This window comes from Streptomyces cyaneus (assembly GCF_004028635.1).
Classification (GTDB): domain Bacteria; phylum Actinomycetota; class Actinomycetes; order Streptomycetales; family Streptomycetaceae; genus Streptomyces; species Streptomyces cyaneus.
The window spans coordinates 698,424-724,981 of the sequence record NZ_RQJW01000005.1 but is presented as its reverse complement, the minus strand read 5'-3'; the positions used below and the strand labels follow the sequence as shown (position 1 = coordinate 724,981).

General features: G+C 69.3%; 26 protein-coding genes and 1 rRNA gene. 9 read left to right on the top strand and 18 right to left on the bottom strand.

Annotated features, from left to right (window positions below):
* The first annotated feature begins 10 nt into the window (after nt 1–10).
* Nucleotides 11–127 (top strand): 5S ribosomal RNA (gene rrf / locus EHO50_RS22000).
* 48 nt (nt 128–175) lie between these two features.
* On the opposite strand, the gene EHO50_RS21995 is transcribed toward rrf, so the two are convergent.
* A complete protein-coding gene (locus EHO50_RS21995; RefSeq protein WP_128432426.1) occupies nt 176–853 on the bottom strand; it encodes a response regulator in 678 nt (225 codons plus the stop codon).
* Complete coding sequence (locus tag EHO50_RS21990) at nt 850–2,121, bottom strand: sensor histidine kinase (RefSeq protein ID WP_128432423.1); 1,272 nt, start codon at nt 2,119–2,121, stop codon at nt 850–852. The genes EHO50_RS21995 and EHO50_RS21990 overlap by 4 nt, the downstream gene beginning before the upstream one ends.
* A gap of 86 nt (nt 2,122–2,207) precedes the next feature.
* Between EHO50_RS21990 and EHO50_RS21985 the strand changes: the two genes are divergently transcribed.
* The gene (locus EHO50_RS21985) at nt 2,208–2,771 is read left to right on the top strand and encodes a GNAT family N-acetyltransferase (RefSeq protein ID WP_425472243.1); all 564 of its coding nucleotides are present in this window, start codon (nt 2,208–2,210) and stop codon (nt 2,769–2,771) included.
* 45 nt (nt 2,772–2,816) lie between these two features.
* On the opposite strand, the gene EHO50_RS21980 is transcribed toward EHO50_RS21985, so the two are convergent.
* The 10 genes from EHO50_RS21980 to EHO50_RS21935 all read right to left on the bottom strand — a co-directional run bounded on the left by EHO50_RS21980 (nt 2,817) and on the right by EHO50_RS21935 (nt 16,302).
* The gene (locus EHO50_RS21980; RefSeq protein ID WP_128432417.1) at nt 2,817–4,049 is read right to left on the bottom strand and encodes a hypothetical protein; all 1,233 of its coding nucleotides are present in this window, start codon (nt 4,047–4,049) and stop codon (nt 2,817–2,819) included.
* A gap of 12 nt (nt 4,050–4,061) precedes the next feature.
* Nucleotides 4,062–6,374 (bottom strand): hypothetical protein, encoded by a 2,313-nt coding sequence (locus tag EHO50_RS21975; protein ID WP_128432415.1) that lies wholly within the window; start codon nt 6,372–6,374, stop codon nt 4,062–4,064.
* Between the two features lie 305 nt (nt 6,375–6,679).
* Nucleotides 6,680–8,242 carry a type IV secretory system conjugative DNA transfer family protein gene (locus tag EHO50_RS21970; RefSeq protein ID WP_128432413.1) on the bottom strand — a complete coding sequence of 521 codons (1,563 nt, stop codon included), beginning with the start codon at nt 8,240–8,242 and terminating at the stop codon, nt 6,680–6,682.
* A gap of 15 nt (nt 8,243–8,257) precedes the next feature.
* Nucleotides 8,258–9,673, bottom strand: coding sequence for an ATP-binding protein (locus tag EHO50_RS21965; protein WP_128432411.1), 1,416 nt, complete (start codon nt 9,671–9,673; stop codon nt 8,258–8,260).
* Between the two features lie 6 nt (nt 9,674–9,679).
* The gene (locus EHO50_RS21960; protein ID WP_128432408.1) at nt 9,680–11,236 is read right to left on the bottom strand and encodes an SCO6880 family protein; all 1,557 of its coding nucleotides are present in this window, start codon (nt 11,234–11,236) and stop codon (nt 9,680–9,682) included.
* Nucleotides 11,233–12,567 carry a hypothetical protein gene (locus tag EHO50_RS21955; RefSeq protein ID WP_128432406.1) on the bottom strand — a complete coding sequence of 445 codons (1,335 nt, stop codon included), beginning with the start codon at nt 12,565–12,567 and terminating at the stop codon, nt 11,233–11,235. Before EHO50_RS21955 ends, EHO50_RS21960 begins: the two co-directional genes overlap by 4 nt.
* Nucleotides 12,557–13,387 carry a DUF8175 domain-containg protein gene (locus EHO50_RS21950; protein WP_128432403.1) on the bottom strand — a complete coding sequence of 277 codons (831 nt, stop codon included), beginning with the start codon at nt 13,385–13,387 and terminating at the stop codon, nt 12,557–12,559. The genes EHO50_RS21955 and EHO50_RS21950 overlap by 11 nt, the downstream gene beginning before the upstream one ends.
* A gap of 189 nt (nt 13,388–13,576) precedes the next feature.
* A complete protein-coding gene (locus EHO50_RS21945; protein ID WP_003991275.1) occupies nt 13,577–13,885 on the bottom strand; it encodes a hypothetical protein in 309 nt (102 codons plus the stop codon).
* A gap of 359 nt (nt 13,886–14,244) precedes the next feature.
* Nucleotides 14,245–15,582, bottom strand: a complete 1,338-nt coding sequence (locus EHO50_RS21940; RefSeq protein ID WP_128432400.1) for a S53 family peptidase — start codon at nt 15,580–15,582, stop codon at nt 14,245–14,247.
* 240 nt (nt 15,583–15,822) lie between these two features.
* On the bottom strand, nt 15,823–16,302 hold the full coding sequence (locus EHO50_RS21935; protein ID WP_128432397.1) for a MarR family winged helix-turn-helix transcriptional regulator: 480 nt from the start codon (nt 16,300–16,302) through the stop codon (nt 15,823–15,825).
* Nucleotides 16,303–16,557: 255 nt separating this feature from the next.
* Between EHO50_RS21935 and EHO50_RS21930 the strand changes: the two genes are divergently transcribed.
* Nucleotides 16,558–17,517 carry an alpha/beta hydrolase gene (locus tag EHO50_RS21930; RefSeq protein ID WP_128432395.1) on the top strand — a complete coding sequence of 320 codons (960 nt, stop codon included), beginning with the start codon at nt 16,558–16,560 and terminating at the stop codon, nt 17,515–17,517.
* Between the two features lie 114 nt (nt 17,518–17,631).
* Here EHO50_RS21930 and EHO50_RS21925 read toward each other — a convergent pair whose 3' ends face one another.
* The gene (locus EHO50_RS21925; protein WP_128432392.1) at nt 17,632–18,234 is read right to left on the bottom strand and encodes a TetR/AcrR family transcriptional regulator; all 603 of its coding nucleotides are present in this window, start codon (nt 18,232–18,234) and stop codon (nt 17,632–17,634) included.
* A gap of 90 nt (nt 18,235–18,324) precedes the next feature.
* On the opposite strand from EHO50_RS21925, the gene EHO50_RS21920 reads away from it, so the two are divergent.
* The gene (locus EHO50_RS21920) at nt 18,325–19,257 is read left to right on the top strand and encodes an oxidoreductase (protein WP_128432389.1); all 933 of its coding nucleotides are present in this window, start codon (nt 18,325–18,327) and stop codon (nt 19,255–19,257) included.
* A 78-nt stretch (nt 19,258–19,335) separates the two neighbouring features.
* Here EHO50_RS21920 and EHO50_RS21915 read toward each other — a convergent pair whose 3' ends face one another.
* Nucleotides 19,336–19,767 (bottom strand): hypothetical protein, encoded by a 432-nt coding sequence (locus EHO50_RS21915; RefSeq protein WP_246101309.1) that lies wholly within the window; start codon nt 19,765–19,767, stop codon nt 19,336–19,338.
* Nucleotides 19,768–19,915: 148 nt separating this feature from the next.
* Here EHO50_RS21915 and EHO50_RS21910 point away from each other — a divergent pair, with 148 nt between their 5' ends.
* Nucleotides 19,916–20,677 (top strand): PIG-L family deacetylase, encoded by a 762-nt coding sequence (locus EHO50_RS21910; protein ID WP_128432386.1) that lies wholly within the window; start codon nt 19,916–19,918, stop codon nt 20,675–20,677.
* A 19-nt stretch (nt 20,678–20,696) separates the two neighbouring features.
* Here EHO50_RS21910 and EHO50_RS21905 read toward each other — a convergent pair whose 3' ends face one another.
* Nucleotides 20,697–21,044: a DUF1330 domain-containing protein gene (locus EHO50_RS21905; RefSeq protein ID WP_128432384.1), complete on the bottom strand. Its 348-nt coding sequence runs from the start codon at nt 21,042–21,044 to the stop codon at nt 20,697–20,699.
* On the opposite strand from EHO50_RS21905, the gene EHO50_RS45865 reads away from it, so the two are divergent.
* Nucleotides 20,928–21,560, top strand: coding sequence for a DUF397 domain-containing protein (locus EHO50_RS45865; protein ID WP_342786966.1), 633 nt, complete (start codon nt 20,928–20,930; stop codon nt 21,558–21,560). The two genes, EHO50_RS21905 and EHO50_RS45865, sit on opposite strands and share 117 nt — an antisense overlap.
* Before the next feature lie 200 nt (nt 21,561–21,760).
* On the opposite strand, the gene EHO50_RS21895 is transcribed toward EHO50_RS45865, so the two are convergent.
* The 3 genes from EHO50_RS21895 to EHO50_RS21885 form a co-directional block, all read right to left on the bottom strand.
* Entirely contained in the window at nt 21,761–22,213 is a 453-nt protein-coding gene (locus tag EHO50_RS21895) for a hypothetical protein (protein WP_128432379.1), read from the bottom strand.
* A 36-nt stretch (nt 22,214–22,249) separates the two neighbouring features.
* A complete protein-coding gene (locus EHO50_RS21890) occupies nt 22,250–23,104 on the bottom strand; it encodes a helix-turn-helix domain-containing protein (protein ID WP_128432377.1) in 855 nt (284 codons plus the stop codon).
* Nucleotides 23,105–23,363: 259 nt separating this feature from the next.
* The gene (locus EHO50_RS21885; RefSeq protein ID WP_128432375.1) at nt 23,364–23,624 is read right to left on the bottom strand and encodes a DUF397 domain-containing protein; all 261 of its coding nucleotides are present in this window, start codon (nt 23,622–23,624) and stop codon (nt 23,364–23,366) included.
* Nucleotides 23,625–23,779: 155 nt separating this feature from the next.
* On the opposite strand from EHO50_RS21885, the gene EHO50_RS21880 reads away from it, so the two are divergent.
* From EHO50_RS21880 to EHO50_RS21870, 3 genes are all read left to right on the top strand, one after another.
* On the top strand, nt 23,780–24,568 hold the full coding sequence (locus EHO50_RS21880; RefSeq protein ID WP_128432373.1) for a trypsin-like serine peptidase: 789 nt from the start codon (nt 23,780–23,782) through the stop codon (nt 24,566–24,568).
* A 36-nt stretch (nt 24,569–24,604) separates the two neighbouring features.
* Nucleotides 24,605–25,612 (top strand): C40 family peptidase, encoded by a 1,008-nt coding sequence (locus EHO50_RS21875; protein ID WP_246101308.1) that lies wholly within the window; start codon nt 24,605–24,607, stop codon nt 25,610–25,612.
* Nucleotides 25,613–25,808: 196 nt separating this feature from the next.
* Nucleotides 25,809–26,519 (top strand): phosphatase PAP2 family protein, encoded by a 711-nt coding sequence (locus EHO50_RS21870; protein ID WP_128432368.1) that lies wholly within the window; start codon nt 25,809–25,811, stop codon nt 26,517–26,519.
* The last annotated feature ends 39 nt before the right edge of the window (nt 26,520–26,558 follow it).

Genomic DNA, 26,558 nt, shown 5'->3' with positions numbered 1-26,558 from the left:
TTCATAGTGTTTCGGTGGTTATAGCGTGAGGGAAACGCCCGGTTACATTCCGAACCCGGAAGCTAAGCCTTACAGCGCCGATGGTACTGCAGGGGGGACCCTGTGGGAGAGTAGGACGCCGCCGAACAAATTTTGAGAAAAGGCCCACACCTTACGGTGTGGGCCTTTTCGCGTTTTAGGACGGCTTCACCAGGCCTGTGTCGTACGCCAGGATTACCGCCTGAATTCGGTCCCGTGAGCCCGTCTTCGCGAGGATGCGGCCCACATGGGTCTTCACCGTCGACTCGGCCAGATGGAGGCGGGTGGCTATCTCCGTGTTGGTCCAGCCCTGGCCGATCACCGTGAGGATTTCGCGTTCGCGGTCGGTGAGGGCGGTCAGGCGGGGGTCCAGGGTTGTGGGTTCCGGGCCGCCGGACGGGTTTTGCGTCGGCAGATGGTGGGCGTATGCGTCGAGGAGGCGGCGGGTCAGGCTGGGGGCCACCACCGCGTCGCCCGTGGCCACCGCGCGGATGCCGGAGAGGAGTTCCTCCGGCTGGGCGTCCTTGACGAGGAAGCCGGAGGCGCCTGCGCGGAGGCCGGCGTAGGCGTACTCGTCGAGGTCGAACGTGGTGAGGATCAGGACCCGCGTGCGGTCGCCGGCGGTGGTGATGCGGCGGGTGGCCTCGATGCCGTCCAGGCCGGGCATGCGGACGTCCATCAGGACCACGTCGGGGGTCAGCTCCGCGGTCATGCGGACTGCCTCGCTGCCGTTGGCGGCTTCGCCCAGGACCGTCAGGTCGTCCTGGCTCTCCAGGAGCATTCGGAAGCCGAAGCGCTGGAGGGGCTGGTCGTCGGCTATGAGGACGGTGGTCACTGCTGGGTTTCCTCCGGGAGGTGCAGGTGGACGCGCCAGCCCTGTTCGGGGTGGGGGCGTGGGCCGGCCTCAAGTGTGCCGCCGTACAGGGCCGTTCGCTCGCGCATTCCGGGGAGGCCGCGGCCGCCCGTGGACTGTGCGGCGCCGGGGGCGGGGCCGCCACTGCCGGTGTCGGTGACTGTCGCGGTGACGGCGCCCCTCTCCTCGTAGAAGAGCTCTATGGCCGCCGTGGTGCCGGGGCCGGTGTGTTTGAGCGTGTTGGTGAGGGCCTCCTGGAGGACGCGGTAGACCGTGAGCTGGCGGCCCGGGGGGAGGGTGGGGGTGCCGTGGGTGGTGGTGGTGACGGGGAGGCCTGCGGCGCGTACGCCGTTGATGAGCTGGTCGAGGTCGGTGAGCGTGGGTTGGGGGGTCAGGTCGGGGTGGGGTTCGTGGGAGTGGTTCTCCTCGCGTAGGACGTCGAGCAGTCGGCGTAGTTCGCCGAGGGCCTGGCGGCTGGTGGTGCCTATGGCTTGCAGGGCCTGGGCGGCGCGTTCCGGGGACTTGGCGGCCGCGTACTGGCCGCCGTCGGCCAAGCCGGTGATGACGGAGAGGTTGTGGCCGATGATGTCGTGCATCTCTCGGGCGATGCGGGCGCGTTCGGCCGCTGCGGCGAGCTGGGCCTGCTGGTCGCGTTCGATCTCCAGGCGTCGGGCGCGGTCCTCGAGGGCCTCGGTGTGCTCGCGGCGGGTGCGGACGGTGATGCCGATGGCTGCCGCCACGGCGATGGACATCAGCACGGGCACGATGTCGCGGTCCGGGCTGCCCTGCGGGTGGCGGGCGGCCAGCACGGCGACGGGTGTGGTGATCAGGGCCGTCGCCCACCACAGATTGCGTGAGGGGCGGCGCAGGGCGATGTGGAAGACGACGAGCAGTTGGAGCAGGAACGCTTGAAGGGCGGCGCCGGTCCAGGCGTTGACGAGGGCGAAGGGGGCGATGGCGAGGAGTGCGGCGCGGGGGTGGGTGCGGCGCCGGAGGAGGGGGACGGAGAGGCCGAGGCTCAGGGTGAGGATCAGCCAACCGGGGTTGTCGCGGTCGCGGGCCACGTTGAGCCAGCCGCCGCCGGAGTAGTCGATCAGGGCCGCCGTCACCCAGAAGCCGGTGAGGTGCAGGTCCCAGACGAGCGGGTGGCGGTGGTCGAAGGCGCGTATGCGGCGGCTGATGCGCTGGACGTGCTGGGTGAGGGGTTCCGTCGTCGCTCGCTCTTCCGGCACATGGTTCACGTGGTCCATCGTGCGGGTTGTGGGATCGGCCAGGACAGGACCGTGGGCAGTATTCCGGGTGAGGGATGTCGTACCCGGGTACTACGGTGGCCGTCATGAGCACCATGAACCCTGGGGCCTACGTCATCCGGTCCATACGTGCCGACGAGTGGCCCGCCGCGAAGGAGCTGCGGCTTGCCGCGCTGCGGGATCCGGTCGCGCCGATCGCCTATCTGACGACCTATGAGGAGGCCGTGGCCCAGCCCGACTCCTTCTGGCAGGAGCGGGCCGCGGGGGCCTGCGAGGGTGCCGAGAAGGCGCAGACCATCATCGCCGAAGGGCCGGACGGGCGGTGGGTCGGGACGCTGACCGTGCTCGTCGAGGAGCCGGGGACGAACGACTGGGCGGGGCTTCCGGTGGAGCGGAAGCAGGGGCATGTCGTCGCTGTGTTCGTGCGGCCCGAGGAGCGGGGGAACGGGCTGACCGAGGTCCTGTTCGACGCCGCCCTGGAGTGGGCATGGGCGCGGGGTGCGGAGCGGGTGCGGCTCATCGTGCACGAGGAGAACGGGCGGGCGCTGCGGTTCTACAGGAAGGTGGGGTTCGTGCCGAGCGGAGTGACCGTGCCGCTCGGCGAGGATTCGGGGGAGTCCGAGTTGGAGTTCGTCCTCGAACGCGCTTAGAGGCTGTCCAGGGGCTGCCGATGGCGGCTCCCGGACAGCCTCAGGTCACTTCCTGCCCTGTGCCAGCCCCGCCTGCGCGAAGCCACTCAATGCCTGTGCGGCCTCCGTCGCGTCCGACGTGACCTGACTGATCGTCCCGAGTGCCGCCACGAAGCCGATCAACTGCGGTTCCAGCACCGCTGAGCCGGCTGCGGCGCCGCCGGCCAGTGCCGCGGTGGTCAGCGCGGCGATGCCGTAGAGACTGGCCAGGGCCAGGATGGCGACGAGGCCGGCGGCGCCGTAGGCGAAGAGGCGCATGGTGTCGTCGTCGAAGGTGCGCTCGTACTTCGTCCATACCGGGAGCAGCTCGGGGAGGAGCTGGGGGCCACGGCGTTCGGTGTACCAGCGCTGGACGATCTGTTGGGCGTCGCGAAGGAGCTCCGGGGGGACCTTGTACTGCTGCAGTTCCTCCAGGGAGATCGTGTGGATGTGGTACAGGACCAGGCCGTCCTCGCCGGTGCCGGACGGGTCGGCGAAGGTCGGTTCGAAGCAGATCCAGTCGTAGCGCAGTGGGCGGGTCACGTCGTTGCCGAAGGGCCCCTTGACCTGGTTTCCCTTCATGTCCTTGACCTTCACGCTCGGCACCGGAAGGGGGCAGACGCGGAGGGAAGGGCGGAAGGGGGAGGCGGCCACCTCGATGCCCCGGGTGGCTGCCGTGTAGCGGCCCTGGAGGGCGCGCGCCAGGATCTCCGCCATCGCGGGCGGCACGACCTGGGTGCGTAACTGGGCGATCTTCTCCTGGAGTTCCTTGCGGGTCGGGGCGAGCTGGCCCTCGGTGCTGACCTCGACCAGTTCGATGCGGGCGGGGTCGGTCGAGCCGGTGATCCCGCACATGTCGGGTTTGCGGAAGCCCTTGATGAACCCGATCGCGTTTTCCAGCATGCGCTCGGTGAGCTTGCCGCTCTCCCGGGCCTTGCGGAAGGTTTCCATCTGGCGGAGCGTCGAGGCGTTCACGAAGTCCGTCCGCATGTACTTGAGGATCGCCGCCACCTCGGGCGAGAACCGCTCGGCGTCGTACGACCAGAAGAGATAGTCCAGCTGCCAGGTGACCGCGCAGCCGAGCGCCGGCTTGTACTGCGCGGGGAACCACTGGCCGAACTGGTAGCGGATGAACAGCTCGGCGGCCGTGTACTCGAAGGCCGACTTCTTACCGGGGCGCACCGGCCACCCGCTGCACGGCAGCTGACCCAGATCGCGCCGGATGCCGGCCGGGCCGAGGAAGGGGGAGGAGGATCCCATGTCCGTCCTGCCTCACTCGGGGTCGTGCATGACGATGCCGATGTCGACGCCGCTGGTCGGCGTGTACTGGTACCACTCGTTGACCAGTACCCCGCGCAGCTTGTCGTCCGCGATGGGGCCGCCGCCCGGATTTGCCGCCGGGATCCCCGGATACGTCCGCAGCGCGTACGCCCGTAGTTCCTGGGCGATCGTCATGTACGGGTGATCGGGTGGGAGTTCGTCGCTGAAGGCGCCGTTCTCCATGAGGGCGGCGAAGGACTCCTCGTAACCGGGCCGGATGGTCAGCACCACCCGCGCCGCCCCCGACCGCAGGAACGACTGCCGGGTCGGGTCGGGGTGGTTCATGGAGCGGACGGAGTCCCAGTTCTCCTTGGGGTCCCAGAAGTACGGGTAGAGGAAGTAGAGGACGTTCTCCCACTCGATGGCCTGGTGCAGGAACTTGACGACCTCGCCGTAGTGGAGGGCGAGTTTCCACTCCTTCAGTTTGTCGGCCTCGGCGCCCGGGAGGCCGCTGGGTTCGCCGATCTCCAGGAGGTCCCCGGCGGGGGTCGGGCGGTACAGGTCGTGGACGTCCGACGGCATCAGGTCGAAGCCGGGCCCGAACAGCCAGCCCAGCACCACCCGCATGATCTCCTCGTGCTCCTCCTGGCGCAGGGTGAGCGTGTCCGTCCCCGACAGCGTCGCGTACAGCGCGGTCCGCTCCTCCTCCAGACGCCGGCGATGGGCGTTGTACATGGTCAGCGCCGCCTCGCGCAGCTTCTCCCAGCAGGCCAGCTGCCAGGCGTACTTGTGTTCGTCGGTGCGGTTGACCGTGAACCGCAGGGTCAGCGAGAGCTGGTCGATCAGCCGGGAGGTGAAGAGGAAGTTCTGTTTGCCGCGCATGCCGTTGAAGGCGGGCGCCGTCAGGTCCTCGTCCAGGAAGGCGACTCCGTCGCGGGCGAGATTGCCGGTGAAGCCGAGCAGCATGAACATCCGGCCGCTTTTGTTGAAGTTGCCGAGCTCCGCGAGGATGTGCGTCTTGCTGACCGCGTAGCCGTCGGGGATCTCGAAGTCGACCACCGCGGTGTGGACGCCGTCGTTGTCGCCGAACTCGTAGTGCTGCGGGGTGGTGCGTACCTCCTGCTGGAGGTCCGGCTCCGGCTCCAGGATGACGTGGTACTGCGTTTGGAGCTGCTTGCGCTTCTCCTCGGTGATGTTCTCCGGGTCCAGGTCGAAGACGAACGACTTGGCCAGTTCTGTGTCGATGCGGCGCAGCCGGGTGTACGTGCGCCGGAAGCCGGCGCCGACGTCAGGGAGGACCAGGTCGTATGTCATCCGCAGGCCGTAACGGTAGAGCTGTACCCGCCACTTGCGTATCAGCGAGTAGTAGTCGACGCGCATCGCCTGGGTCGCGCTCGGGTTGGTGAGCGTCCGGGTCGAGGTCTCCTCCTTGCCGACCACCGACACCGTGGAGATCGTCACCTTGTGTTCCTTCTTCGCCCGCAGGGAGGCCTTCTGGGTCAGCTCCATGCTGTGGTTGGAGCTTTCCCGGCGGGTCGTCGACTCGTTCTCCTCGTGTTTGAAGCTCGAGTCGGTGGAGAACGTGACGAAGCCGTAGCTGCCGGACACATGGGCGCTGAGGTCGAGGGCGTTGGCGACCTTGGTCTGAGACTCGGCCGACTGGCTGAGCTCGGTCTTTTCCGTGACGCCCTTCTCGCTGTAGCTCTCCAGTTCGTCCTTCACCACCGATTCGAAGGTGTCGGTGATCGTCGACCATTCCTTGTGTACGACGTTCACCGTCTCCTTGGGGGAGAGGGGAATGGTGGAGAGTAACTCGCCGCGCTCCGTGCCGGCCGGGGTCATGTCGATGCGTTCGAGGTGGAGTCGGCCGACGGGGGTGATGGCGACGCGTTTGGCGAAGTCCACGGCGGCCTGTTCGGCGAAGGCGGCTCTCGTGAGCGCCGTCGCCGCCCTGGATTCGGTCTCCGCGGGTGTTTCGGTGGGCGCCGCCGCTGTGAGGGTGGCCGCGAAGCCGGTCGGCGCGGGGGAGCGGAGTTGTTCCGCCGCGTCCTTGCGTAACTCGGCCAGGGCGGTGGCCAGTTGGACGAGGTCGGGCGTGGGGACGGGGCCCAGCCGGGCAGGGAGCGGGGTGGTGGACGGTGTGAGGGCGTCCAGTACGCCCGCGGGGGCGGTGCCGCGCTCGCGCAGCTCGTCCGCTTCCGGCTGGGCGATCTCCAGCGACCGTACGAAGGCCGCCTTCTCGGGGCCCCGCATCAGCTCCTGGCTGTCGGTGCCGCCGCCTGTGCGCTGGGGGATGGCCACGGGCGAGTAGGTCGCCTTGTACATGCCCCGTCTGGCGTGCGGGAGTTCTTCGGTGGTGGGCGGGGGTGGGTGAGGTACGGGTACCGGGAGCCCGGGCGGATTGGGCGGAGCGGGCGGTGTGGGCGGATTGGGTGGTGTGGGCATGTGGCGCTCCCCTCGATCCGGCTGAGGGCTTCGCGCAGTTGCCGGCCCCCCTTCACCGGTTCCCTGTGGTGCTGCTGTGGAATCGGGGCGCGCTAGGGCACAAGGAGCGTTCAGGGGTCGCGTGTTGTGTCATGCCCAGCGCGCTCGGCGAGGGGCGGAGGGGTGCGACTACACCGGGAGTGCGACTACACCGGGAGTTCGTCGTGCGGCCAGCGGGAGCGGGCCTGTTCGCGGGACCGGAGCAGGGCCAGGGTCGGCATGCCCCGGTCCGCTCCGGTGGCCAGCAGCTCCGGCAGCTGGGGAAGCGGAGCCACGGCGGCGACGTCGTCCAGGACGAGCGTCAGTGGTGGGTCGAGGCGACCGGAGGATGACCGTTCGGCCATGCGCCGGCCGCGCTCGACCACGCTTGCGGCGAGGGCCGTCAGGAGTGGCATGGCGCCCGGGTTGGCTCGGGGGTCCTCGATGGATTCACCCACCACATAAAGCGTGCCCGCTTCATGGACGAAGGAATCCAAGGTGAGGGCATCAGTTCGGTTTGGAGTGCAGGACTCTCGGATGTTGACCGTGGAGAGCGCGGAGAGTGCGCGGGTCGTCAACTCCTGAGCCATGTCCCGGCGTTCGGGGTGGGCTGTGAGGGCGGCTTCGAGTTCGCCTGCCGAGCCCGGGGCCGCCTTCGGGTTCGTACGGAGGGTTCGTACGGCGTCCTGGATCTGGGTGCCCTGGGACCAGCGGTGGACGTGGCGGATGGTGCGGCCGTCGATGGCCGCGGCGTGGAGGTAGCTGCGCAGTAGCGTTTCGGCGGTGTCGCTGACCGCTTGGTCCAGGCGAGAGGTGGGGCGGACCGGGGTCAGGAGTGCGGTGGCTCTTGAGGCCGCGGTTTGTTTGTCCTCGCAGCCTGTGGTGGGGGACCAGTGGATGCGGGCCGGGGTGTCGCAGAGGTGGGTGGGGTCGTAGAGGAGGACTGGGCCGAGTTTTGAGCGGGCGTCCTTTGTGTCCTGCCAGAGGGCCTCGTTCGAGGTGACTACGAGGGTGGGGCCTTCCGCGTCGAGTACTGCCTGGGTCGCGGTTGATTGGCGGCTTTCCCTCGTGGCTACGACAAGCCTTTCCCACGCACCCACCCGTTCGCCGGGCCCAGACGCGTGGAGGTCGGCCCCGGTCCCCGCCGGTTCGCTGAGTCCCCCGGGCGTGGTGACCGTCGTCGGTCGAGCGGCATCAGAATGCCCAGTTGGCTCCAGCTGCGGCTCCGTTCGGGGCGCCGGTACATCATGTGATGCCGGTACCGGTGCCGGTGCCGCCGCCTGTGCCGGTGCCGGTGTCTCCGCCGGCCCCTGCCCCTCCCCGACGCCCGTCTTCCCCACACTCCGCCCCGCCCTGACCGCCCTCCACCGGGCCACCGTCCCCATCACGAACACGGTCAGCACGATCAGGACCATCAGCTGGCCGATGAACAGCCCCCAGAACAGGCCGTACCCGGACAGCTGACCCTCCGGCGTCTGAGGCCATGCGCCCGGGATGTCGTGTGGCTGGGCGATCAGGGCGCGCATGGCCAGGGGCGTGCGGGTGAAGGTGACGCCGGAGGGCCAGGAGCCGTGGGCGAGCAGGGCCGCGAGGCCCGTGGCCGTCCAGACCAGCAGGGTCATGCCGAGGAGGAAGGCGAGTATGCCGATGAGCAGGCCGTCGGGGATGCCTCCCTGGCCGTCCCGGTGGTCCCGGTGCTCCCGGTGTGCTCGGCGGTCGTCCGGTCTCACACTGCCCCCTTAGCCCTACGCCACCGTCGATTCGGAGTCGCCGAGGTGCTGCTCCACGAAGGCCGCCGCCCGTTCCTCCGCCTCCAGCTCGGCGGCGCGCAGGGCGTCGTCGGTCAGCTCGCGGTCGGCGGACGACTCGGTCATCGCGCGGTCGGTGAAGACCAGGGGGCGTTCCGTCTCCGTGATCAGGTGTTTGACGACCTGGACGTTGCCGTTGACGTCCCACACCGCGATGCCGGGGGTGAGGCTGGGGATGATCTCCACCGCCCAGCGCGGCAGGCCCAGCACGCGGCCCGTCGCTCTCGCCTCGTCCGCCTTCTGGGCGTAGATCGTCCTGGTGGACGCCATCTTCAGGATCGCGGCCGCCTCCTTCGCCGCCGCGCCGTCCACGACGTCGGACAGGTGGTGGACCACGGCGACGAAGGACAGTCCCAGGCGTCGGCCGAACTTCAGCAGGCGCTGGAAGAGCTGGGCCACGAAGGGGCTGTTGATGATGTGCCAGGCCTCCTCGACCAGGAAGATGCGCTTCTTCCGGTCGGGGCGGATCCAGGTGTGCTCCAGCCAAACACCGACGATCGCCATCAGGATCGGCATGGCGATGGAGTTGCGGTCGATGTGGGACAAATCGAACACAATGAGCGGCGCGTCGAGGTCGATGCCGACCGTCGTCGGACCGTCGAACATGCCGCGCAGGTCACCGTCGACCAGACGGTCCAGCACCAGCGCCACGTCCAAGCCCCACGCCCGTACGTCGTCTATGGCGACGTTCATCGCCTCCGCCGACTCCGGCTCGGGGTGCCGTAGCTGCTCGACGATGTCGGTCAGGACCGGCTGGCGCTCGACGACGGTCTCGTTGACGTAGGCGTGCGCGACCTTCAGCGCGAAGCCCGAGCGCTCGTCGAGGCCGTGGCCCATCGCGACCTCGATGATGGTCCGGAGCAGGGCGAGCTGGCCCGTCGTCGTGATCGCGGGGTCGAGCGGGTTGAGGCGGATCCCCATGTCCAGGGCCGCCATCGGGTCCAGGCGGATGGGAGTTATCCCCAGCTCCTGCGCGATGAGGTTCCACTCGCCGACGCCGTCCTCGCCCTGGGCGTCGAGGACGACGACCTGGCGGTCGCGGAAGCGCAGCTGGCGTAGGACGTACGTCTTCTCCAGGGCCGACTTGCCGTTGCCGGACTCGCCGAGGACCAGCCAGTGCGGGGCGGGGAGCTGCTGGCCGTACAGCTGGAAGGGGTCGTAGATGTAGCCCTTGCCGGAATACACCTCGCGGCCGATGATCACCCCCGAGTCACCCAGACCCGGCGCGGCGGTGGGGAGGTAGACGGCCTGGGCCTGGCCCGTCGACGTGCGCACCGGCAGCCGGGTCGTCTCGACCTTCCCGAAGAGGAAGGACGTGAAGGCGTCGGTGAGGACGGACAGCGGGTCCCGCATCAGGTCCTACCTCCGAATGCCGGTGGCGAAGGGGAGCGTGTTGACGAATGCCCGGTGATGCTCGCGGTCGCACCACTCCAGCTTCAGATACGACTTTCCGGCCGACGCCCGGATGGTCCGCTTGTCGCGGGCCAGGGCCTCGGGGGAGCGGGAGGAGACGGTGATGTAGCCGACCAGGTTGACGCCGGCGGCACCGCTCGCGAGGTCTTCTCCTCGCTGGTCGAGGCGGTTGTGGGCGGCGATGTCGCGGGGGTCGACGGTCCGGTTCATCTTGGCGGCGCGGCTGGCCTCCGCCTCGTCGTTCGTCTTCTCGGTCAGCATGCGTTCGATGGCTACCTCGGTGGGTTCGAGATCCATCGTCACAGCGACCGTTCGGATGACGTCCGGGGTGTGGACCAGCAGCGGCGCCAGGAAGTTGACGCCGACCGGGGTCATCGGCCACTCCTTCACCCAGGCGGTGGCGTGGCACCAGGGCGCGCGCGTGGAGGACTCCCGGGTCTTGGCCTGCAAGAACGTCGGCTCCATGGCGTCCAGCTCGGCCGGCCAGGCGTTGCGCTTCGTCATCGCCTGGATGTGGTCGATCGGGTGGTCCGGGTCGTACATGGAGTGGATGAGAGAGGCCAGACGGCCCTGACCGAGGGGCTGCCGGACGCGGATGTCGGCCTCCTGGAGGCGCGAGCAGATGTCCGTCAGCTCGCGCGCCATGACGACCGCCAGGCCCGCGTCCCGGTCGACCTTGCCGCCGTGCGGGCGGGCCGCGCGGGCCATCGCCTGGGCCTCGGCGGCCAGTTCGCGGTTGAAGTGCATGCAGGCGACGAGATAGGCGCGGTGCTGCTCGCTGCTCGTCGACACCATCGACTGGAGTTGGTCGTACGACTGCTGCAGCCAGCCGAGGGCCCGGTCGTCGCCTCGTACGGCGACGTCCTTGGCGTGGGCGTCCGGGTCGGCGGGAAGGGTGCGGGCGAGCATCTGCAGGCGCGTCACGAAGCCGTCGCCGTTCGCCACATGCTTGAGGAGGGTGCCGAAGCGGTCGACGAGGGCTTCCTGGTCCTCGGAGTCGCGCAGGCCCACGCCGGGCCCCTCGATCTCGATCGCGGCCGTGACCGTGCGGCGGTCGGCGTGGAGCAGTACGGCGATCTCGTCCGGCCCGAAGGGGGCGGCCAGCCAGGTGATGCGGCCGATGCCGGGCGGCGGACCGATCTCGACCTCCCGCCCGTCGAGGTGGGTGCCGGCCTCGACGGCGCCGGAGCGGTAGGTCGTGCCCTGGCGGAGGGTGCGCTTGTAGCTGCGGTTGATCTCGTACCACTTGTAGAAGGTCCGGTGCTTGTACGGCACGTAGACCGCGGCCAGCGCGATCAGCGGGAAGCCCATCAGCAGGACGATGCGCAGGGACAGGACGGGGACGAGGAGTCCGCACATCATGCCGAGGAACGCGCCCCCGATGATCAGCGCGATCTCTCCGGTCTCGCGGTTGCGGCCGACGATCGCGTTCGGCCGGGCGCGGCCGATCAGATATGTACGGCGGGGCGTGACCGCGTGGGACACGTGGGACTCGGTCGTCAACGCCCGTCACCTCCTGAACGGTTGCTGCTGCTGTTACGGGTGTTGCTGGCGTGGGGGGTGTTCACCGGGCTGCTCGAACGGGGCGCAGGTGCGGCGGAGGGGACAGATCCGCCGCCTGAGTTCGAGGAGCGCGTGCTGTGCGCGGCGACGCCGCCGGAGACGGCGTTTCCGGGGCGGGCTCCGCCGGAGGACTGGCCGCCGCCGTTGTTGTCCGCGCGGGAGCTGTGCGTCTTGATGCCCTGGGCGACGAGGGTCGCCGGGGAGCTGATGACCGCGGCGGCCTTGCCCTCGGCGCCGCTCATGATGCGGTTGTTGCGGGAGCCGGCGATCTCGTCGCCGAAGCCCGGGACGAAGCGGTAGATCATCGCGCTCGCGAAGATGGCGAGCAGGATGATGGCCAGGCCGGAGACGACGGCCGAGAAGGCGTCCGGGCCGTCGTCGGCGGACAGGGCGCCGGCCAGGCCGAGCACTATGACGATGACCGGCTTGACCAGGATGACGGCGATCATGATGCCCGCCCAGCGGCGGACGTGGCCCCACAGGTTCTTGTCGACCAGGCCCGCGTAGACGACGGTGCCGAGGAGGGCGCCGACGTAGAGCAGGGCGGCGCGGATGACGAGCTCCAGCCAGAGGATGCCGGCGGCGAGGATGGAGACCAGGGACACCACGATCAGCATGATCGGGCCGCCGCCGATGTTCTCGCCCTTCTCCAGGGCGCCGGCGAACGTGCCGAAGAAGGTGTCCGTCTGGTCGCCCGTCGCCTTCGCGAGGACGTCCGAGACGCCGTCCGTGGCCGATACGACCGTGTAGAGGATCAGCGGCGTGAACGCGGACGCGAGGACGGTGAGCCAGAGGAAGCCGATCGCCTCGGAGATGGCGGTGGTGAGGGGGACGCCTCGGACGGCTCGCTTGGCCACTGCCAGGAGCCACAGGAGGAGCGTGAGGATCGTCGATGCCGCGAAGACGACCGCGTACTGCTGGAGGAACTTCTGGTTCGTGAAGTCGACGTTCGCGGTCTCCTTCACGGCCTCGCTGAGCTGCTTGACGGTCCAGCCGGCGGCGTCGGCGCAGCCCTTGGCGAGGGAGGAGAGGGGGTCGAGGGTGGCGGTGGGGTCGGTCAGGGACGGGGTTTTGCTGGTGCCGCCGGTGCCGCCGGTGTCCTTTTCGCAGTAGTCCTTGGCGGGGCCGACGATGAGGTCGCAGTTGTCGCCCGACGGGGTCGGTGACGGTGTGGGCGCGGCGACGGCACGTGTGGCCAGCAGTACGACTGTGGTCTGTACGGCAGTGAAGGCGGCGGCGACCCTGAGTACGCGGCGCGGGCTATCGGGCATACGTGAACCCTCCGTACTCCTCGACGGCCTTGGCCATCTCATCGGCGCTGGATGCCCGGTTGTCCCCGGGGACGGGTGCGGGGCCGTCCTTCTGGGAGAAGCTCTCGACCTTCCAGTCACTGTTTGCCCAGCGAAGCTGGAGCGTCATGGTGAACCAGTCGCTGCTGGCCGGATTGGTCGAGCTCTCCCCGGCCATGCCGAACACGCCGGTGCACCACACCTCGACGGTCGCGGCGGAGTCCGAGTAGCTCGTGACCTTGGTGCCGATGGGCACGGTGCGCGAGACGTAGGTGTTGCCCGCCGTCGCGTTGCCGTTCTCGTCCAGCCCGATGCTGCTCAGGAACTCCTTGGAGTACGCCTTGTCGAACTTGGCCGCGAGCTCCGCCTGCTTGTCGACGACGAAGACCTGCTGGACGATCTCGGCCCGCCGGGCCGGCTGGAGGATGTCGGCCGACACCAGCGCCACCGCATAGTTGGTCGCCGCACTCTGCACCCCCACCTCATCCTGCGCGAACCCCGCCGGAATCCCCCCGGCCTTGCCCTCCACCGGGCGTGAGCCGCTTGCTGCCGTGGTTGAGGATTTCGGCTGGTTTTCGTCCCCGCCTGCTGAATCGGAGTCGTCGCCTCCACGGTTCGCGAAGGCGATCGCGGCGATGAGGAGGACGACCACGCCGACCACGGTGACCAGGCTCCGGGACGACGAGCGGCCGCCTCGCCGCGCGCCCCCGTACAGGTCACCGCCGCTCTCGGGCAGCCGGGTCCGGGTCTGACCGGTGCCTGCGTAACCGCCGGAGGTCTCCCGTTCGTCTCCGAGAGTCATGCCGCGTACGCCCCCTCGACGTCGGACGAAAACACGTAGGAGTACGACGGTAGCCGTGCTGGTGCCCGCGTGGGCGCGGTGTGGTGACTCGACATCAGGGAAACGCAACCTCAGCCGGTGGGCACGACGGGTGGGTGGGGGACTAGGGGGACCGGGCGTGCCCGGAGCGGACGGAGGGGATGGGGACGGCTATACCGCCATGCCGTACACGATGGTGAACAGTGTGCCCAGTGAGCCGATGATGAAGACGCCCGTCAGACCGGCGATGATCAGCCCCTTGCCCTGCTCGGCGCTGAACGTGTCGCGCAGTGCCGTGGCGCCGATGCGCTGTTTGGCCGCGCCCCAGATGGCGATGCCGAGACAGAGCAGGATGGCCACCGCCATCACGACCTCGATCATCACCTTGGCCTCGTTACCCAGGCTGCCGAAGGGGCCCCAGTCCGGAGCGATCCCGCCGATGATGGTGTTGATGTCGCCCTTGTCGGCCGCAAACAGCATGTAAGTCACCGCCCCTGTTGGGTAGTTCCGCGGTCCCCTGCGGTGCGCAGAGGTCAGGCCTCATTCTCGCCGACAATGGCGCCGTCGTATGTCGACTTGGAGTCATTGATGGGCGGGATTCGTACGAATACCTCGTACGGTCACTCTGTGTATCACGGCAGGTCACCCCGGGCAATGAGGCCTGAGCGGAACCTGTCGTGTGGTTCCGTCGTTAGCCATCCTCACGCCGGTGGCCGTTTCTGACGGCCGGTCGGGTGAGGGGTCGTGCCCGTGTTCTGCGGGTGAAGGCTATCCCGGCATGGCGAACGGGCCACGGCGGGGTGCCGTGGCCCGTTGCTGTCAGGGCTGGTGACGGAGGGTCAGCCGGTGAAGGCGTCCAGGCCCTGCGGGGTGCCCCAGCCGGTGGGGCCGTCGTAGCCGGAGCGGGCGGTGCAGAAGTACGACGTGGAGCAGGTGCCGTTGTTGCCGGAGGTGACGTCGTTGAGGGCGGAGGTGCCCGCGGCGGCGTACGGGAACTGTGCCGGGTAGGAGCCGCTGGACGGGGTGCCCGCGAGGGCGTAGACGCCCGCGATGATCGGGGCGGAGGCGCTCGTGCCGCCGAAGGTGTACCAGCCGGCCGTGACGCCGTAGGAGTCGTAGACCGAGACGCCGGTCGCCGGGTCCGCGACGGCCGAGACGTCCGCGATCATGCGCTTGCCGCAGCCGCTGTCGGTCTGCCAGCTCGGCTTCGTGTCGTACGAGGAGCAGCCGGAGCCGGTCCCTTCGGTGCTGCTGGTCTTCCAGACGGACTCCGTCCAGCCGCGCGAGGTGGAGGAGCTGGACAGCTTCGTGCCGCCCACGGCGGTGACGTACCGGGACGCGGCCGGGTACTCGGCGCCGTAGGCCGAGTCGCCGGCGCTGACGGTGATGGCGACGCCCGGGTGGTTGAAGTACGCGGAGTCGTACGAGGCGTCGGAGGAGGACTCCGAGCCGCCGTAGCTGTTGGAGACGTACTTGGCACCCAGCTTGACCGCCTCGTTCACTGCGGTGCCCAGATCCTCCATGGAGGCGGAGGACGCCTCGACCAGCAGGATGTTGCAGTTCGGGCAGGTGGCGCTCGCCATGTCGACGTCGAGGGAGATCTCCTGGCCCCAGCCGCTGTCGGCGGAGGGGAGGGAGGTCGTGGAACCGGTCTGGCCGACCTTCTTGAAGCAGCCGTTGGCGGTGGTGCAGGCGGAGAGGCCGTACTGCGATCGGTACTTGGCGAGGTCGGCCTCGGCGTTCGGGTCGTCGTACGCGTCGACGATCGCGATGGTCTCGCCGTCGCCGTTGGAGGCGGCGGCGGACGTCAGGCCGTAGGCGTCCTGGAGGTCGGACGGGCCGTAGCCGGAGGGGGTGGTGGCGTCACCGGCCTTGGGGGTGGTGCCGCTCTTGGCCGCCCGCTGCTTCTCGAAGGCGGTGGTGCCGCCGGTTACGCGGACCGAGTTGCAGGCCAGGTCGCCCTTGTGCTTGGGCGTGGCGCACGGGGTGGCGGTCCAGGTGACCTTCGTGGTGGCGGAGGAGGTGGCGGGGGTCTGCGGGGTGGCGGTCGCGTGGGTCGCGGTGGCGAGCCCTGCGAGGAGCAGTGCGGCGGTGGTTGCGGCCGCAGTGGCGGCTGTGGAAGTGATGCGGCGCCATCTGCCGGGGGTGGTCGGTGAGTTGAGGGTCGTCGTACGCAACGTACAGCCTCCGGTGAGTGGGGGAAGAGGCCTGCGGGTGGGGGTCCACCGGTGTGGTTCCCGGTGGGGGCGGCGGCCCGCCGACGACTGTCGCTTGTTGAGTACGTGACAACAAGATGAGTTTCGCAATCCTGACTTCCGTATTGCTCAGGGGAGTTGGGGATTGCTGATCAATGGCGTGGGGATGGGTGGGCGATGGCCTTGGCTTGACCGGGGCCGGGGGGTGGGGTGCTGCGGGGGTCAGTTCTCGATGACGTTCGTGGTGATCAGGCGGAGCAGCTGCTTGGCCAGGGCGTCCTGTTCGGGGGTCAGGCCCATGGCGTCGCCGATGGCGAGCGGGACGGTGGCCGCGCGGTCGCGGAGTCCGGCGCCGGCCTCGGTGAGGCGGATGGCGACCGAGCGCTCGTCGTCGGGGCGGCGCTCGCGGTGCAGCAGGCCGCCCGCTTCGAGGCGCTTGAGCAGCGGGGAGAGGGTGCTGGACTCCAGCTGGAGGGCCGCGCCCAGGTCGCGTACGGAGATCGAGTCCTGCTCCCAGAGGACGAGCATGACCAGGTACTGGGGGTAGGTCAGGCCGAGTTCGTCGAGGAGGGGGCGGTAGCGCGCGGTGACGGCGCGGGAGGCGGCGTAGAGGGCGAAGCAGAGCTGGTCGTCCAGGAGGAGGGAGCCTTCGGGGGCCGCTTCGGGGGCCGCTTCGGAGGCTGGTTCGAGGGCTGGGCTCATGGCGGGCTCCTGGTGCGGGGTGCGGGGTGCGGGGTGCGGGGTGCGGGGTGGAGGGTGGAGGGTGCGGTGTTCGGGGTGCTGGATGACTGCTGGGTTGCCCCCGACTCTATCGAGAGCCAATCCATCGAGCACTAATCAGTTGCACACGACTTAATAGCGCGCTACTTTCATGGTGTGCCGCCGAACCCGGCGATCCAGCCGGCAGAGCCTGCCCGTGTGCGTGGGGCGTGCGGCACCCGATCCGAGGAGATCGCCATGACCGAGTCCAACCGCCCCGTACTGGAGCCCGCCGCACAGGCCTTCGCCGAGGCGACCGCGAACCCGCCGTACCTGTTCGACCTCGGGCCGGCGGAGGGGCGCAAGGTCGTCGACGAGGTGCAGTCCGGCGAGATCGCCAAGCCCGCCGTCGACGAGGAGTGGGTCACCGTGGCCGGCGGGCCGACCGGTGAGGTCAAGGTCCGTGTCGTGCGCCCGGCCGGGGCGACCGGGGTGCTTCCGGTGATCATCTACATCCACGGCGCCGGCTGGGTCTTCGGCAACGCCCACACCCACGACCGCCTTGTGCGCGAGCTGGCCGTCGGTACCGGTGCCGCGGTCGTCTTCCCCGAGTACGACCTCTCGCCCGAGGCGCGCTATCCGGTCGCCATCGAGCAGAACTACGCCGTCGCGCGGTGGGTCGTCAGCGAGGGGGCGGGCAACAATCTGGACGCCGGGCGGATCGCGGTGGCCGGTGACTCGGTGGGCGGCAACATGAGCGCCGCGCTCACCTTGATGGCCAAGCAGCGCGGGGATGTTCCGCTGGTTCAGCAGGTGCTCTTCTATCCGGTCACCGACGCTGCCTTCGACACCGGCTCGTACCGGCAGTTCGCCGAGGGGTACTTCCTGCGGCTGGATGCGATGCAGTGGTTCTGGGATCAGTACACGACCGATGAGGCCGAGCGGGCGCAGGTGACCGCGTCGCCGCTGCGGGCCTCCGTCGAGCAGCTTCAGGGGCTTCCGCCGGCGCTGGTCATCACGGCCGAGGCCGATGTGCTGCGGGATGAGGGGGAGGCGTATGCGAACAAGTTGCGGGAGGCGGGGGTGCCGGTGACCGCGGTGCGGTATCAGGGGGTCATTCACGACTTCGTGATGCTGAACGCGCTGCGGGAGACTCGGGGTGCGGAGGCTGCTATTGGGCAGGCGATCAGTGTTCTGCGCGGTGCGTTCGGGGTTTGAGCATCATCGCCATTGGGGCTGCGGTTGTCTGGCGGCTGCGGGTCCGTTGTGGCTGGTCGCGCAGTTCCCCGCGCCCCTGATGGCGTTGCTGCTGGCAGCGCTGAAAAGGGACTGTCAGCGGGGCTTCAGGCCGTGCAGCAAGTGGTGGACCAGGCCCTCCACACCGGGCAAGGCCGCATCCGGGGTCAGCCAGCCGGCCGCGATGAAGCCGGCCATGCCGTGGAGGGCGGCGCCCGTGACGAGGTTGAGTTCCTCGGGGTCGCCCTCGATGATCTCGCCTCGTTTCTGGGCGTCCGCGAGGACCCGTTCGAGGCTGCCGACCGTGCGCTCGACGGCGGCGGCCATCTGCTCCGAGGCGTCCGGGTCGTGCTTGCGGGCGTACATGAGCTCCAGGAGCTCGGCGTTGTCGATGGCGAAGGTGAGATAGGCCCGGGCCAGGGCGGTGAGCCGGGGTTCCAGCGGGAGCGCCGGGTCCTCGGCGGCGTCCAGGGCCTGGGCCAGCCGCTCGTACCCCGCCAGCGCCAGGGCGTTGAGCAGCGCCTGCTTGTCCTTGAAGTGCCGGCCCGGGGCGGCGTGACTGACGCCGACCTCGCGGGCCAGTTCGCGGAGCGAGAGGGAGCCGACGCCCTTTTCGCGCAGGGTGCGTTCCGCGGCGGCGAGCAGGGCGGAGCGCAGGTCTCCGTGGTGGTAGGGGCGACTCTCGGGCATGCGCACCATCGTAGCTTGATGTTGGCGGCGCCATCATTGTTGACGTCGTCACCATTGTTGTCATTGACAGCATTGTTGGCGACGCCTACATTCGAGGGCATGGCTGACAAGACGAAGAAGCAGACGTGGGACGCGAACCGCCTCCCCGACCTCGCCGGCCGCACGGCCGTCGTCACCGGTGCCAACAGCGGCATCGGCCTCACCGCGGCCGACGCGCTGGCCCGGGCCGGCGCGCACGTCGTGTTCGCCGTACGCGACCTGGAACGGGGGCGGGCAGCGGCGGCGACGGTGAACGGCAGCACGGAGGTGCGGCGCCTGGATCTGGCGGATCTGTCGTCCGTGCGGGAGTTCGCGGACGGCTGGCAGGGGCGGCCGCTGGACCTGCTGATCAACAACGCCGGCGTGATGATGCTGCCGCAGCAGCGGACGGCGGACGGCTTCGAGATGCAGTTCGGTACGAACCATCTGGGCCACTTCGCGCTGACGAACCTGTTGCTGCCCTACGTCACCGACCGGGTCGTGACGTTGTCGTCCGGTGCCCACCGCTGGTTCGGCGCGAGGATCCGCTTCGAGGACCTGAACTGGGCGTCCGGCTACGACCCGAACCGCGCGTACGCCCAGTCGAAGCTGGCGAACCTGCTCTTCACCCTGGAACTCCAGCGCCGCCTCGCGGAGTCCGGCTCCCCGGTCCGCGCCCTGGCGGCCCACCCCGGCTACGCCGCGACCAATCTCCAGAGTCACGCGGGGAGTCCGGTGATGCGTGGGTTCATGAAGATCGGCAACAGGCTCTTCGCCCAGGACGACAGGGCGGGGGCGCTGCCTACGTTGTACGCCGCCACTCAGGACCTCCCCGGTGCGAGCTACGTCGGCCCCGACGGGCTGGGCGAGATGCGGGGTGCGCCGACGCTGGTGGGGCGGACGGCGGCCGCGAGTGACGCGGGGGTGGCGCGGCGGTTGTGGACGGTGTCGGAGGAGCTGACGGGGGTTGGCTGGCCGGCGGAGCGGGTGGGGCCGGTGGCGGCCGAGCGGTAGTGCACGCGCCCGACCGCCACGCTCACTTCGCCTGACGCCACGCGCACTTCGCCCGGCGCCGCGCTTGGTTCCCCCGGGTCACGACTCCGGCTGGGTCACGGTCAGCGCCCACCGGATGTTGTCCGCCGAAGCGTCGACGGCCACCTGGAAGGAACCGGCACGCACCACGCCGGGGTCCATGCTCACCGAGCCCACGCCGGCCTCTCCGGCCGGGCAGTCGACCGAGAACGCGGCGACCTCGGTGCCCTGCGACTGCATGGTCACCCGCACATCGCCACCGCCCTCGCACGCCACGGTGAGCACGGTCGGCAGACTCTCCCAAACGCCCGCCGACACGACACCGCCGTCCCCCGTCCACTCCTGCACCCACACCAGGCCCTCCGGCCCGGGATGGGGAAGCAGCACATCGCCCGACGCGGCAGCGGGCACCGCCCCCAGGCCGGTCAGCCCGCAGGCCGCCAGTGCGGTCATGGCGAGGGCTCGACTGGTCCGTCTCGTGGTTGTTCTCATGGTTGTTCCCCCTGGTGTTGATCGGTCGTGTGCGTTGATCGGTCGTGGCGCCACAGTCTGCCGTGGCGGATGACCTTGCGCCTGAGTTTTCGTACTCAGGGGTAGGTAGGGGGCAGGGGCGTAGGGCATTCTCGGAGGTGATCGTTCTATGACTCCGCTGCCGAGCCTGCTCGCCGTCTTCGCCCACCCGGACGACGAGTCCCTGTCCTCGGGCGGAGTCCTCGCCCGGCACGCCGCCGCGGGCGCTCGCACCGCGGTCGTGACGGCGACCTGGACCCCGGACACCGGGCGCGGCGCCGAACTCGCCGAGGCGCTGCGGATCCTCGGCGCCGGTGAGCCGCGGATGCTCGGCTACGCCGACGCCAAGGTGCCGCACTCCGCCCCCGGCAGCCCGCGGTTGCTCGATGCGCCACTGGACGAGGCGGTGGGTCGGCTGGTCGCTCATATACGGCAGTTCCGCCCGCAGATCGTTGTCACCCACGACGCCTACGGCGGCGTAACCGGCCATCCCGACCATGTGCACACCCACCGCGTGACCACGCTCGCGTTCCAGGCGTCCGGCCTCGAGCGCCGCTACCCGGACGCCGGTTCCCCCTGGCAGCCCAGCGCCCTCTACCTGGCCACGCACCCGCACTCGGCCCTCGGGGCGTTGAGCGAACTGGCCCGTGCGGGCAAGGCGATGAACACGGTGCCCGACGAGCGGGTCACCGCGACCGTCGATGTGAGCGCGTGGCTGGAGCAGAAGTGGGCCGCCGTACTGGCCCATCGCAGCGAAGTGGAGCGAGGGGCGGCGCCGGGCCTGCTCGCCGGGTTTGCGCGGGACGTGCGGGAGCGGTTCCTGTCCACCGAGTGGTACATCCGGCAGGACGCGGTGCCGTCCGTGTCGGCCCAGACGGAACTGACCCCTTGAGCGCCTGCGGCGCTGAGCGCTACTCGGCCGCCAGTGTCTCCCGCATGGCCTTCGCCGTGGTGGTCGGGTCGTAGTCCGCTGCGACGCCCTCGACCAGGATGATGTCGCCCTCGATGTGCCGGGCGCGCAGGGGCGCGATCTCCTGGTAGGCGGGAGAGTCCCACCACGTCCGCGCCTCGGCGATTCCGGGGAAGCCGATCATCACGACAGCCCCGGGCCAGCTGCCCTCCTTGGTCTCGTGCGGCGTGGCGTGCACCAGGAAGCGGCCGCCGTACGGCTCGAAGGTGGCGGTGATGCGCTCGATGTACTCGGCGACCTCCGGGTGCGGGGTGGCGTTGCGGAGGTGGGCGATGGCGTAGGCGGGCATGGCGTCCTTCCGGTCGGTCGGGCTTCCTGTGCGCGCGTTGTGCTCACGTTGCTCACGAGCGTGGCACGAGGGCTCGACGGCATCGATTACCTGCCGGGTAATGCGGCGCCGACTCGTGGCGAAAAGGCCTCGGGTGCGGGGCCGGGTCTGTTGAGGGGCGGGGCGCTGTGGGTACAACCTCTGTGCGCGCTGGGCCGTCGGGCGCTTTCTCCTGCTCGAACGCGGCCCGTCCCTGGGCTGGGAGCCGTTCTCCAGTACGGGCTTGTGGCATGCGGTTGGGAGGAGGCGGTGTTGGCTGAGGAGAATGCCTCGATTGCGTGGCAGAAGAGTAGTTACAGCGCGGACGGTAGCGGCGGCAACTGCTGTGAGGTCGCCCTTCTCGAGGCTGAGGTCCGGGTACGCGACGCGAAACTCCCCGAGCGAGCGGTCCTCCGTTTCTCCTTGTCTGCCTGGCGGGTCGCGGTAGCGTACTTCGGCAGGACGCCGTCCGCCGGAGGCAGCCATGAACAGTTGTGATCCAGCCGATCGAGGCGTGCACCCTCAGTGCGGCCGGGGTGAGTTGGCGAGCTACTGCGTGGTGACGGGGCTGGTCGCCGCGGCGGCCGGTGCGGGGGCGTCGCTGCTGGGCGGGGACCTCGTCGTCCGGTTCGTGGTGTGGGCGCTGGTCCTGCTTCTGGTGGCAGCGGTCGCCGGCTGGTGGTGGGCACGGGCGCCCGTTACCGCTCATCGGTGGACGGTGGGTCTTTTGGTGCGTCCGGCAGTGAAGGCCGTACCGCCTCGAACGCCTTTGCGAAAGTCCTGACCAGTAGTACGGCCGCACTGAAACTGCCCACCACGCATGCCTCGGGCGGGATGCCCATGCGGACACCCGCGTACGCCACCAGGGTCAGGGTGGCCGAGGAGAACACGGCCAGGGCGGTCAGGTTGCGCAGCACCCGTATCAGGTCGTCCGTGTGCGCCCTTCTGCGGCGTATGGCGTCGTCCGTGTCGTCGTGACGCAGGCGCCGCAGGCGTGCGCAGGCCTCGTCGCTGGTGATGCCCTGCGCGGTGAGAGGACCGGGCACCGACAGCTCGCGGGCAGGCGCCCGTTTCACCGGCCGGGTGGTCGTGCCGGAGGAGCGGCCGACGTCCGAACGCCGGTCCTTTCGCCTCCGTTTCTCGTTCGCCATGGCCTGTGTGCCCCCGTCGGTGCCTGGTCGTCGGATTCAGGAACGGTTCAATTGGCCGAGCAGTTCGTCCAGGAGAGCGACCGACGCGTCCTGGCTCAGCGCCTTGTCGGTCAGGTCCTCGAAGCACTCCTGGTAGCGGGCGACCATCTCGCGGTTGTCCCGGTTGGTGAGGACGCCGCCGGGGCCGGCCAGGTACAGGACGTCCTCGTCGTCGCGGTAGCCGAAGAGGACGAAACTGTCCTCCAGGCTGTCGTGAGCGCCGGCGCTGAGTGGCAGGACCTGGAGCTTGATTCTCTGAGTGCCCGTCAACTGCCTGATGTGACTGAGCTGGTTGCGCATGACGCCGGGGCCTCCGACGAGCCGGCGCAGCGCGGACTCGTCGACGATCATGGTCACGGCCGGGGCCCCGTCCGCGAAGACGCGTTCCTGCCGGGCCGTCCTGAGGTCGATACGGCGCTGGACCTCGGTGGCGGCGGGCGACGCGGCGAAGAGGGCGCTCATGTAGTCCGTGGTCTGGAGCAGGCCGGACACCAGGGTGGGGTGGTATGCGCGGATGGAGTCCGCCGCGCTCTCGTAGCCCAGGAACTGCGCGAAGGGGGGCGCGATGATGTCGTTGTACTCCGACCACCATGACTGGCCCTTGCTGCCTCGCGCCGCCTGCTCCAGCTCCGCGACGAGTGCCTCGTCGGTGACCTCGTACAGACGGAGCATCGCCTGGAGGTCGGTGACGGACAGGCTCACGGTGCCCGCCTCGATTCGGATCACCTTTGACAGTGACCAGTCAAGGCGGTCGGCGGCATCGCGTTGTGTCAGGCCCGTCTTGTCGCGCGCGGCCTTCAGTGCGAGGCGCAGTTTTCGCCGGTTCAGGCTTGGGTCGGAGGCGGTGGGCATGGGACTCCTTCTGGGGCGCGCTGACCGCGCCTCAGTGCTGCCTGCCACGCGACCAGCTGTTGTCGGGCATGGTCGGGCGCAGCGGTCCGCGCCCGACCCTAACCCTATGAGCAGTCTCGGGTGGGTAGCACTTGGCCACATTCGAATGGGGTACACCCAAACGGGTACACTCCGATCGAACAGCGTCAGAGTGAAAGTTCCCGAAAAGCCATATGTCGAATCGACCGCTGGGCACTCGCCACCTGCAGTGTGATGAACGTCACATGGGCGTCGGGTTCTCGTTGATCCCCTCGACGAAGTGGTCGAACTCTCCCGCCTGTACGCCCAGTACGAAGGCGTCCCACTTGCGGCGGTTGGTGGTGACCACGTTGTCCGGGGCGCTGGTCTCGCGGATGTAGACGGGGGCGTTGCCGTCGCCGTCGTCGCCCTCGCCGAAGGCGATCTCGATCCAGGGGCCCGGGCCGGTGGCGTCGGGTGGGGCCGCGCGCTCCCAGGTGAGGTTCGGGGGGATTTCAGCCACGGGGGGATTCCTTTTAGGTTGTGGGCTCTGCCCGACGGGCTGGACGTATATGAAGTGTCCTCCTTCTGGTCGTCGATCCACGCAAGGTGGGCTAAGTCGCTTCGGCGTACGGCGTTTGACGCTTCTCTCACCTTCGTGGGCCACAGTGGCCCGCGATGAAGCGCACCTCCCGCATCTCCCGCCTGTACCTGTACGCCGCCGGCCTCCTCCTCGCCCTCACCTCCGCCTCCGTCGCGGCCGCTGACGCGGGTGCCGGTCCCTTCGGTGTGACCGCGGTCGCCGTGGCGACGGGGCAGAGTGCTCGGGTCGGTGCGCTGTTCGCGGCCGGTGATCGTGCCCACCTCCGCGGCAGCCACTTCTGCACCGCGTCCGTCGTGCGCAGTCCCCACCACGACCTCATCGTCACCGCCGCCCACTGCCTGGCCGGACGCACGGACGCACTCGTCTTCGTGCCCGGGTACCGGGACGGCGAGGCGCCGTACGGGGTGTGGCAGGTCGGGCGGCGGTTTCTGCCCGACGGGTGGGCTCAGGGGCAGGACGAGGACGAGGACAGTGATGTGGCGTTCGCGGTGGTGGGGCGCCGGGAGGAGAAGGGGGTCGAGGACGTCGTCGGCGGCAATCGGTTCGTCACCGGTACGGCCACCGGGGCCACGGCAGTGACCGTCACCGGTTACCCCAACTCACGCGAAGCACCGGTCAGTTGCAGCGACAAGCCGCGTCTGCACAGCCGTATGCAACAACGCATCGCCTGCCCCGGCTTCAGCGGGGGGACCAGTGGGAGTCCGTGGGTCAACGGAGACGGGGAGGTCGTGGGCGTGCTCGGCGGGCATGAGGGGGGCGGGGCCACGGCTGATGTGTCGTACAGCGTCGTCCTCGGGGCTCAGGCGGCCGCGCTGTACCGGCAGAGCGCCGGTTGCACCGCCGTCCACGTGGGAAGCTCCTAAACTGGCGCGGGCGGACTCCCGGCGGGCGAGGGGCGGTTGACGGTGCGTAAGGCATGGATCGTGGCGGGTGCCGCTGTCGCGGCGGGGCTCAGCTTCGTGATGCTGCTCGTCGTCGGGGTCTACATCGTCGCCGGGAACCTCGCGGGCGGGGTGGGCGGCGGGGCCAAGACCCTTGCCAAGGGGGCTGTTCCGGCCGCGTATCAGGCGCTCGTGCAGAAGTGGGGCAATATGTGCTCCGCCATCAATCCCGCGTTGCTCGCCGCCCAGCTGTACCAGGAGAGCGGGTTCAACCCGAAGGCCCAGAGCCCGGCGGCCGCGCAGGGCATCGCGCAGTTCATCCCGGGGACGTGGGCCACGCACGGCGTCGACGGCGACGGTGACGGCGACCGCGACGTATGGGATCCGAACGACGCGATTCCGTCGGCCGCGTCGTACGACTGCAAGCTCGCCTCGTATGTGAAGGACGTACCCGGCGACCAGACGAAGAACATGCTCGCGTCCTACAACGCCGGGGCCTACGCGGTCATCAAGTACGGGGGTGTGCCGCCGTACAAGGAGACCCAGAACTACGTGAAGACGATCACGACTCTGGAGGAGAGCTTCGCCGCGCCCGTCAGCCGGGTGGATCCGAGCAAGCAGGCCGCCGGCGCCATCTACTACGCCCAGAAGAAACTCGGCACGCTCTACCTCTGGGGCGGTGACGGTACCGCTGAGGACGGTGGGCGGTTCGACTGTTCGGGGTTGACCAAGGCCGCGTACGAGAGCGTGGGGATCACGTTGCCGCGGGTCGCCAATGATCAGTACAACGCTGGGCCGCATCCGGCCAGGGACGAGTTGTTGCCCGGGGATCTGGTGTTCTTCTCGGACGACCTCACCAACTCCCGGGCCATCCGGCATGTCGGGATTTATGTCGGTGGCGGATACATGATTGACGCGCCGAGAACGGGTGCTGTGATCCGGTTCGACCCGATCGACACCCCCGACTACTTCGGGGCCACGCGGGTGACCGAAGATGGCGCGAAAGCGCTGCCCACGGCGGTGTAGACGGAGCGTGAACCCACCCCCTGAGCTGCAGCGATGGGTATCTCTTCGATAACGTCTGCGTGATCATTCAGTGGAGTGTGGAACGTATCAACGGGGGCCGTGCGTTCCTGGTGTAGTAGCCGGATCACAACCACGGGGGTGGGCGGAGCGGCGTACGCAAGATGCGCCGGAGAGACGACGAAGGGGCCGCAGCATCATGGCTGGACTCGCAGAATCCGGGTCGAACCCCGACGTCGAGCTGCTCTACGACATCAATGGCCTGGCCAAGGACGCGCCGCGCTGGTTCGACCGGGTCATGGAGTACGTCGGTGAGTACGGGCTGCTGCTCGCCCTGATCCTGCTCGCGGTGTGGTGCTGGTGGTCCGTGCGGCGGCGGGGCGCGGAGGACGCCGCCTCGTCCGTGGCCGCGCTCGTGTGGGCGCCGCTGGCTGCGGCGATCGCGGTGCTCGTGAATGTGCCCATACGGGGGTTCGTCGAGCGGCCTCGGCCGTTCAACGATCACCAAGGGCTCGAAGTCCTGGTGTCCGGCAAGACCGACTACTCGTTCGTGAGTGACCACGCGACGATCGCCATGGCCCTGGGGGTCGGATTGTTCGTCGCGAACCGGAAGTTCGGGCTGGTCGGGATCGGGCTCGCGCTCCTCGAAGGGTTCTGCCGGGTCTACATGGGCGTGCACTATCCGACCGATGTCGTCGGTGGGTTCGCGCTCGGTACGGCTGTCGCGCTGTTGCTGTCGCCGCTCGCCATGGCGCTGTTGACGCCCGTGATGTCCGCGATCGAGCGGTCGCCGAGGGGTGGGTGGCTGATCAGGTCGCGGGGGTTGTCCCGGGCGGGTGGGCAGGAGGCGTTGATTCCGGGGGCTCGGAAGGAGTCGGCGGGGGCTGAGGAGCGGGACCTCGCCGCCTAGGGCCTGGGCCCGGGCCTTTCGGAGTTCCTGGTTTCTCGT

Coding starts and splice junctions, on each gene's coding strand:
- EHO50_RS21980 (WP_128432417.1), bottom strand. CDS start 4,049: ATGGGATCCTCCTCCCCCTTCCTCGGCCCGGCCGGCATCCGGCGCGAT.
- EHO50_RS21990 (WP_128432423.1), bottom strand. CDS start 2,121: ATGGACCACGTGAACCATGTGCCGGAAGAGCGAGCGACGACGGAACCC.
- EHO50_RS21965 (WP_128432411.1), bottom strand. CDS start 9,673: ATGCGGGACCCGCTGTCCGTCCTCACCGACGCCTTCACGTCCTTCCTC.
- EHO50_RS21925 (WP_128432392.1), bottom strand. CDS start 18,234: ATGGTGCGCATGCCCGAGAGTCGCCCCTACCACCACGGAGACCTGCGC.
- EHO50_RS21910 (WP_128432386.1), top strand. CDS start 19,916: ATGACTCCGCTGCCGAGCCTGCTCGCCGTCTTCGCCCACCCGGACGAC.
- EHO50_RS21950 (WP_128432403.1), bottom strand. CDS start 13,387: ATGACTCTCGGAGACGAACGGGAGACCTCCGGCGGTTACGCAGGCACC.
- EHO50_RS21915 (WP_246101309.1), bottom strand. CDS start 19,767: ATGAGAACAACCACGAGACGGACCAGTCGAGCCCTCGCCATGACCGCA.
- EHO50_RS21870 (WP_128432368.1), top strand. CDS start 25,809: ATGGCTGGACTCGCAGAATCCGGGTCGAACCCCGACGTCGAGCTGCTC.
- EHO50_RS21905 (WP_128432384.1), bottom strand. CDS start 21,044: ATGCCCGCCTACGCCATCGCCCACCTCCGCAACGCCACCCCGCACCCG.
- EHO50_RS21890 (WP_128432377.1), bottom strand. CDS start 23,104: ATGCCCACCGCCTCCGACCCAAGCCTGAACCGGCGAAAACTGCGCCTC.
- EHO50_RS21930 (WP_128432395.1), top strand. CDS start 16,558: ATGACCGAGTCCAACCGCCCCGTACTGGAGCCCGCCGCACAGGCCTTC.
- EHO50_RS21880 (WP_128432373.1), top strand. CDS start 23,780: ATGAAGCGCACCTCCCGCATCTCCCGCCTGTACCTGTACGCCGCCGGC.
- EHO50_RS21920 (WP_128432389.1), top strand. CDS start 18,325: ATGGCTGACAAGACGAAGAAGCAGACGTGGGACGCGAACCGCCTCCCC.
- EHO50_RS21895 (WP_128432379.1), bottom strand. CDS start 22,213: ATGGCGAACGAGAAACGGAGGCGAAAGGACCGGCGTTCGGACGTCGGC.
- EHO50_RS21975 (WP_128432415.1), bottom strand. CDS start 6,374: ATGTACAAGGCGACCTACTCGCCCGTGGCCATCCCCCAGCGCACAGGC.
- EHO50_RS21955 (WP_128432406.1), bottom strand. CDS start 12,567: ATGCCCGATAGCCCGCGCCGCGTACTCAGGGTCGCCGCCGCCTTCACT.
- EHO50_RS21945 (WP_003991275.1), bottom strand. CDS start 13,885: ATGCTGTTTGCGGCCGACAAGGGCGACATCAACACCATCATCGGCGGG.
- EHO50_RS21935 (WP_128432397.1), bottom strand. CDS start 16,302: ATGAGCCCAGCCCTCGAACCAGCCTCCGAAGCGGCCCCCGAAGCGGCC.
- EHO50_RS21985 (WP_425472243.1), top strand. CDS start 2,208: ATGAGCACCATGAACCCTGGGGCCTACGTCATCCGGTCCATACGTGCC.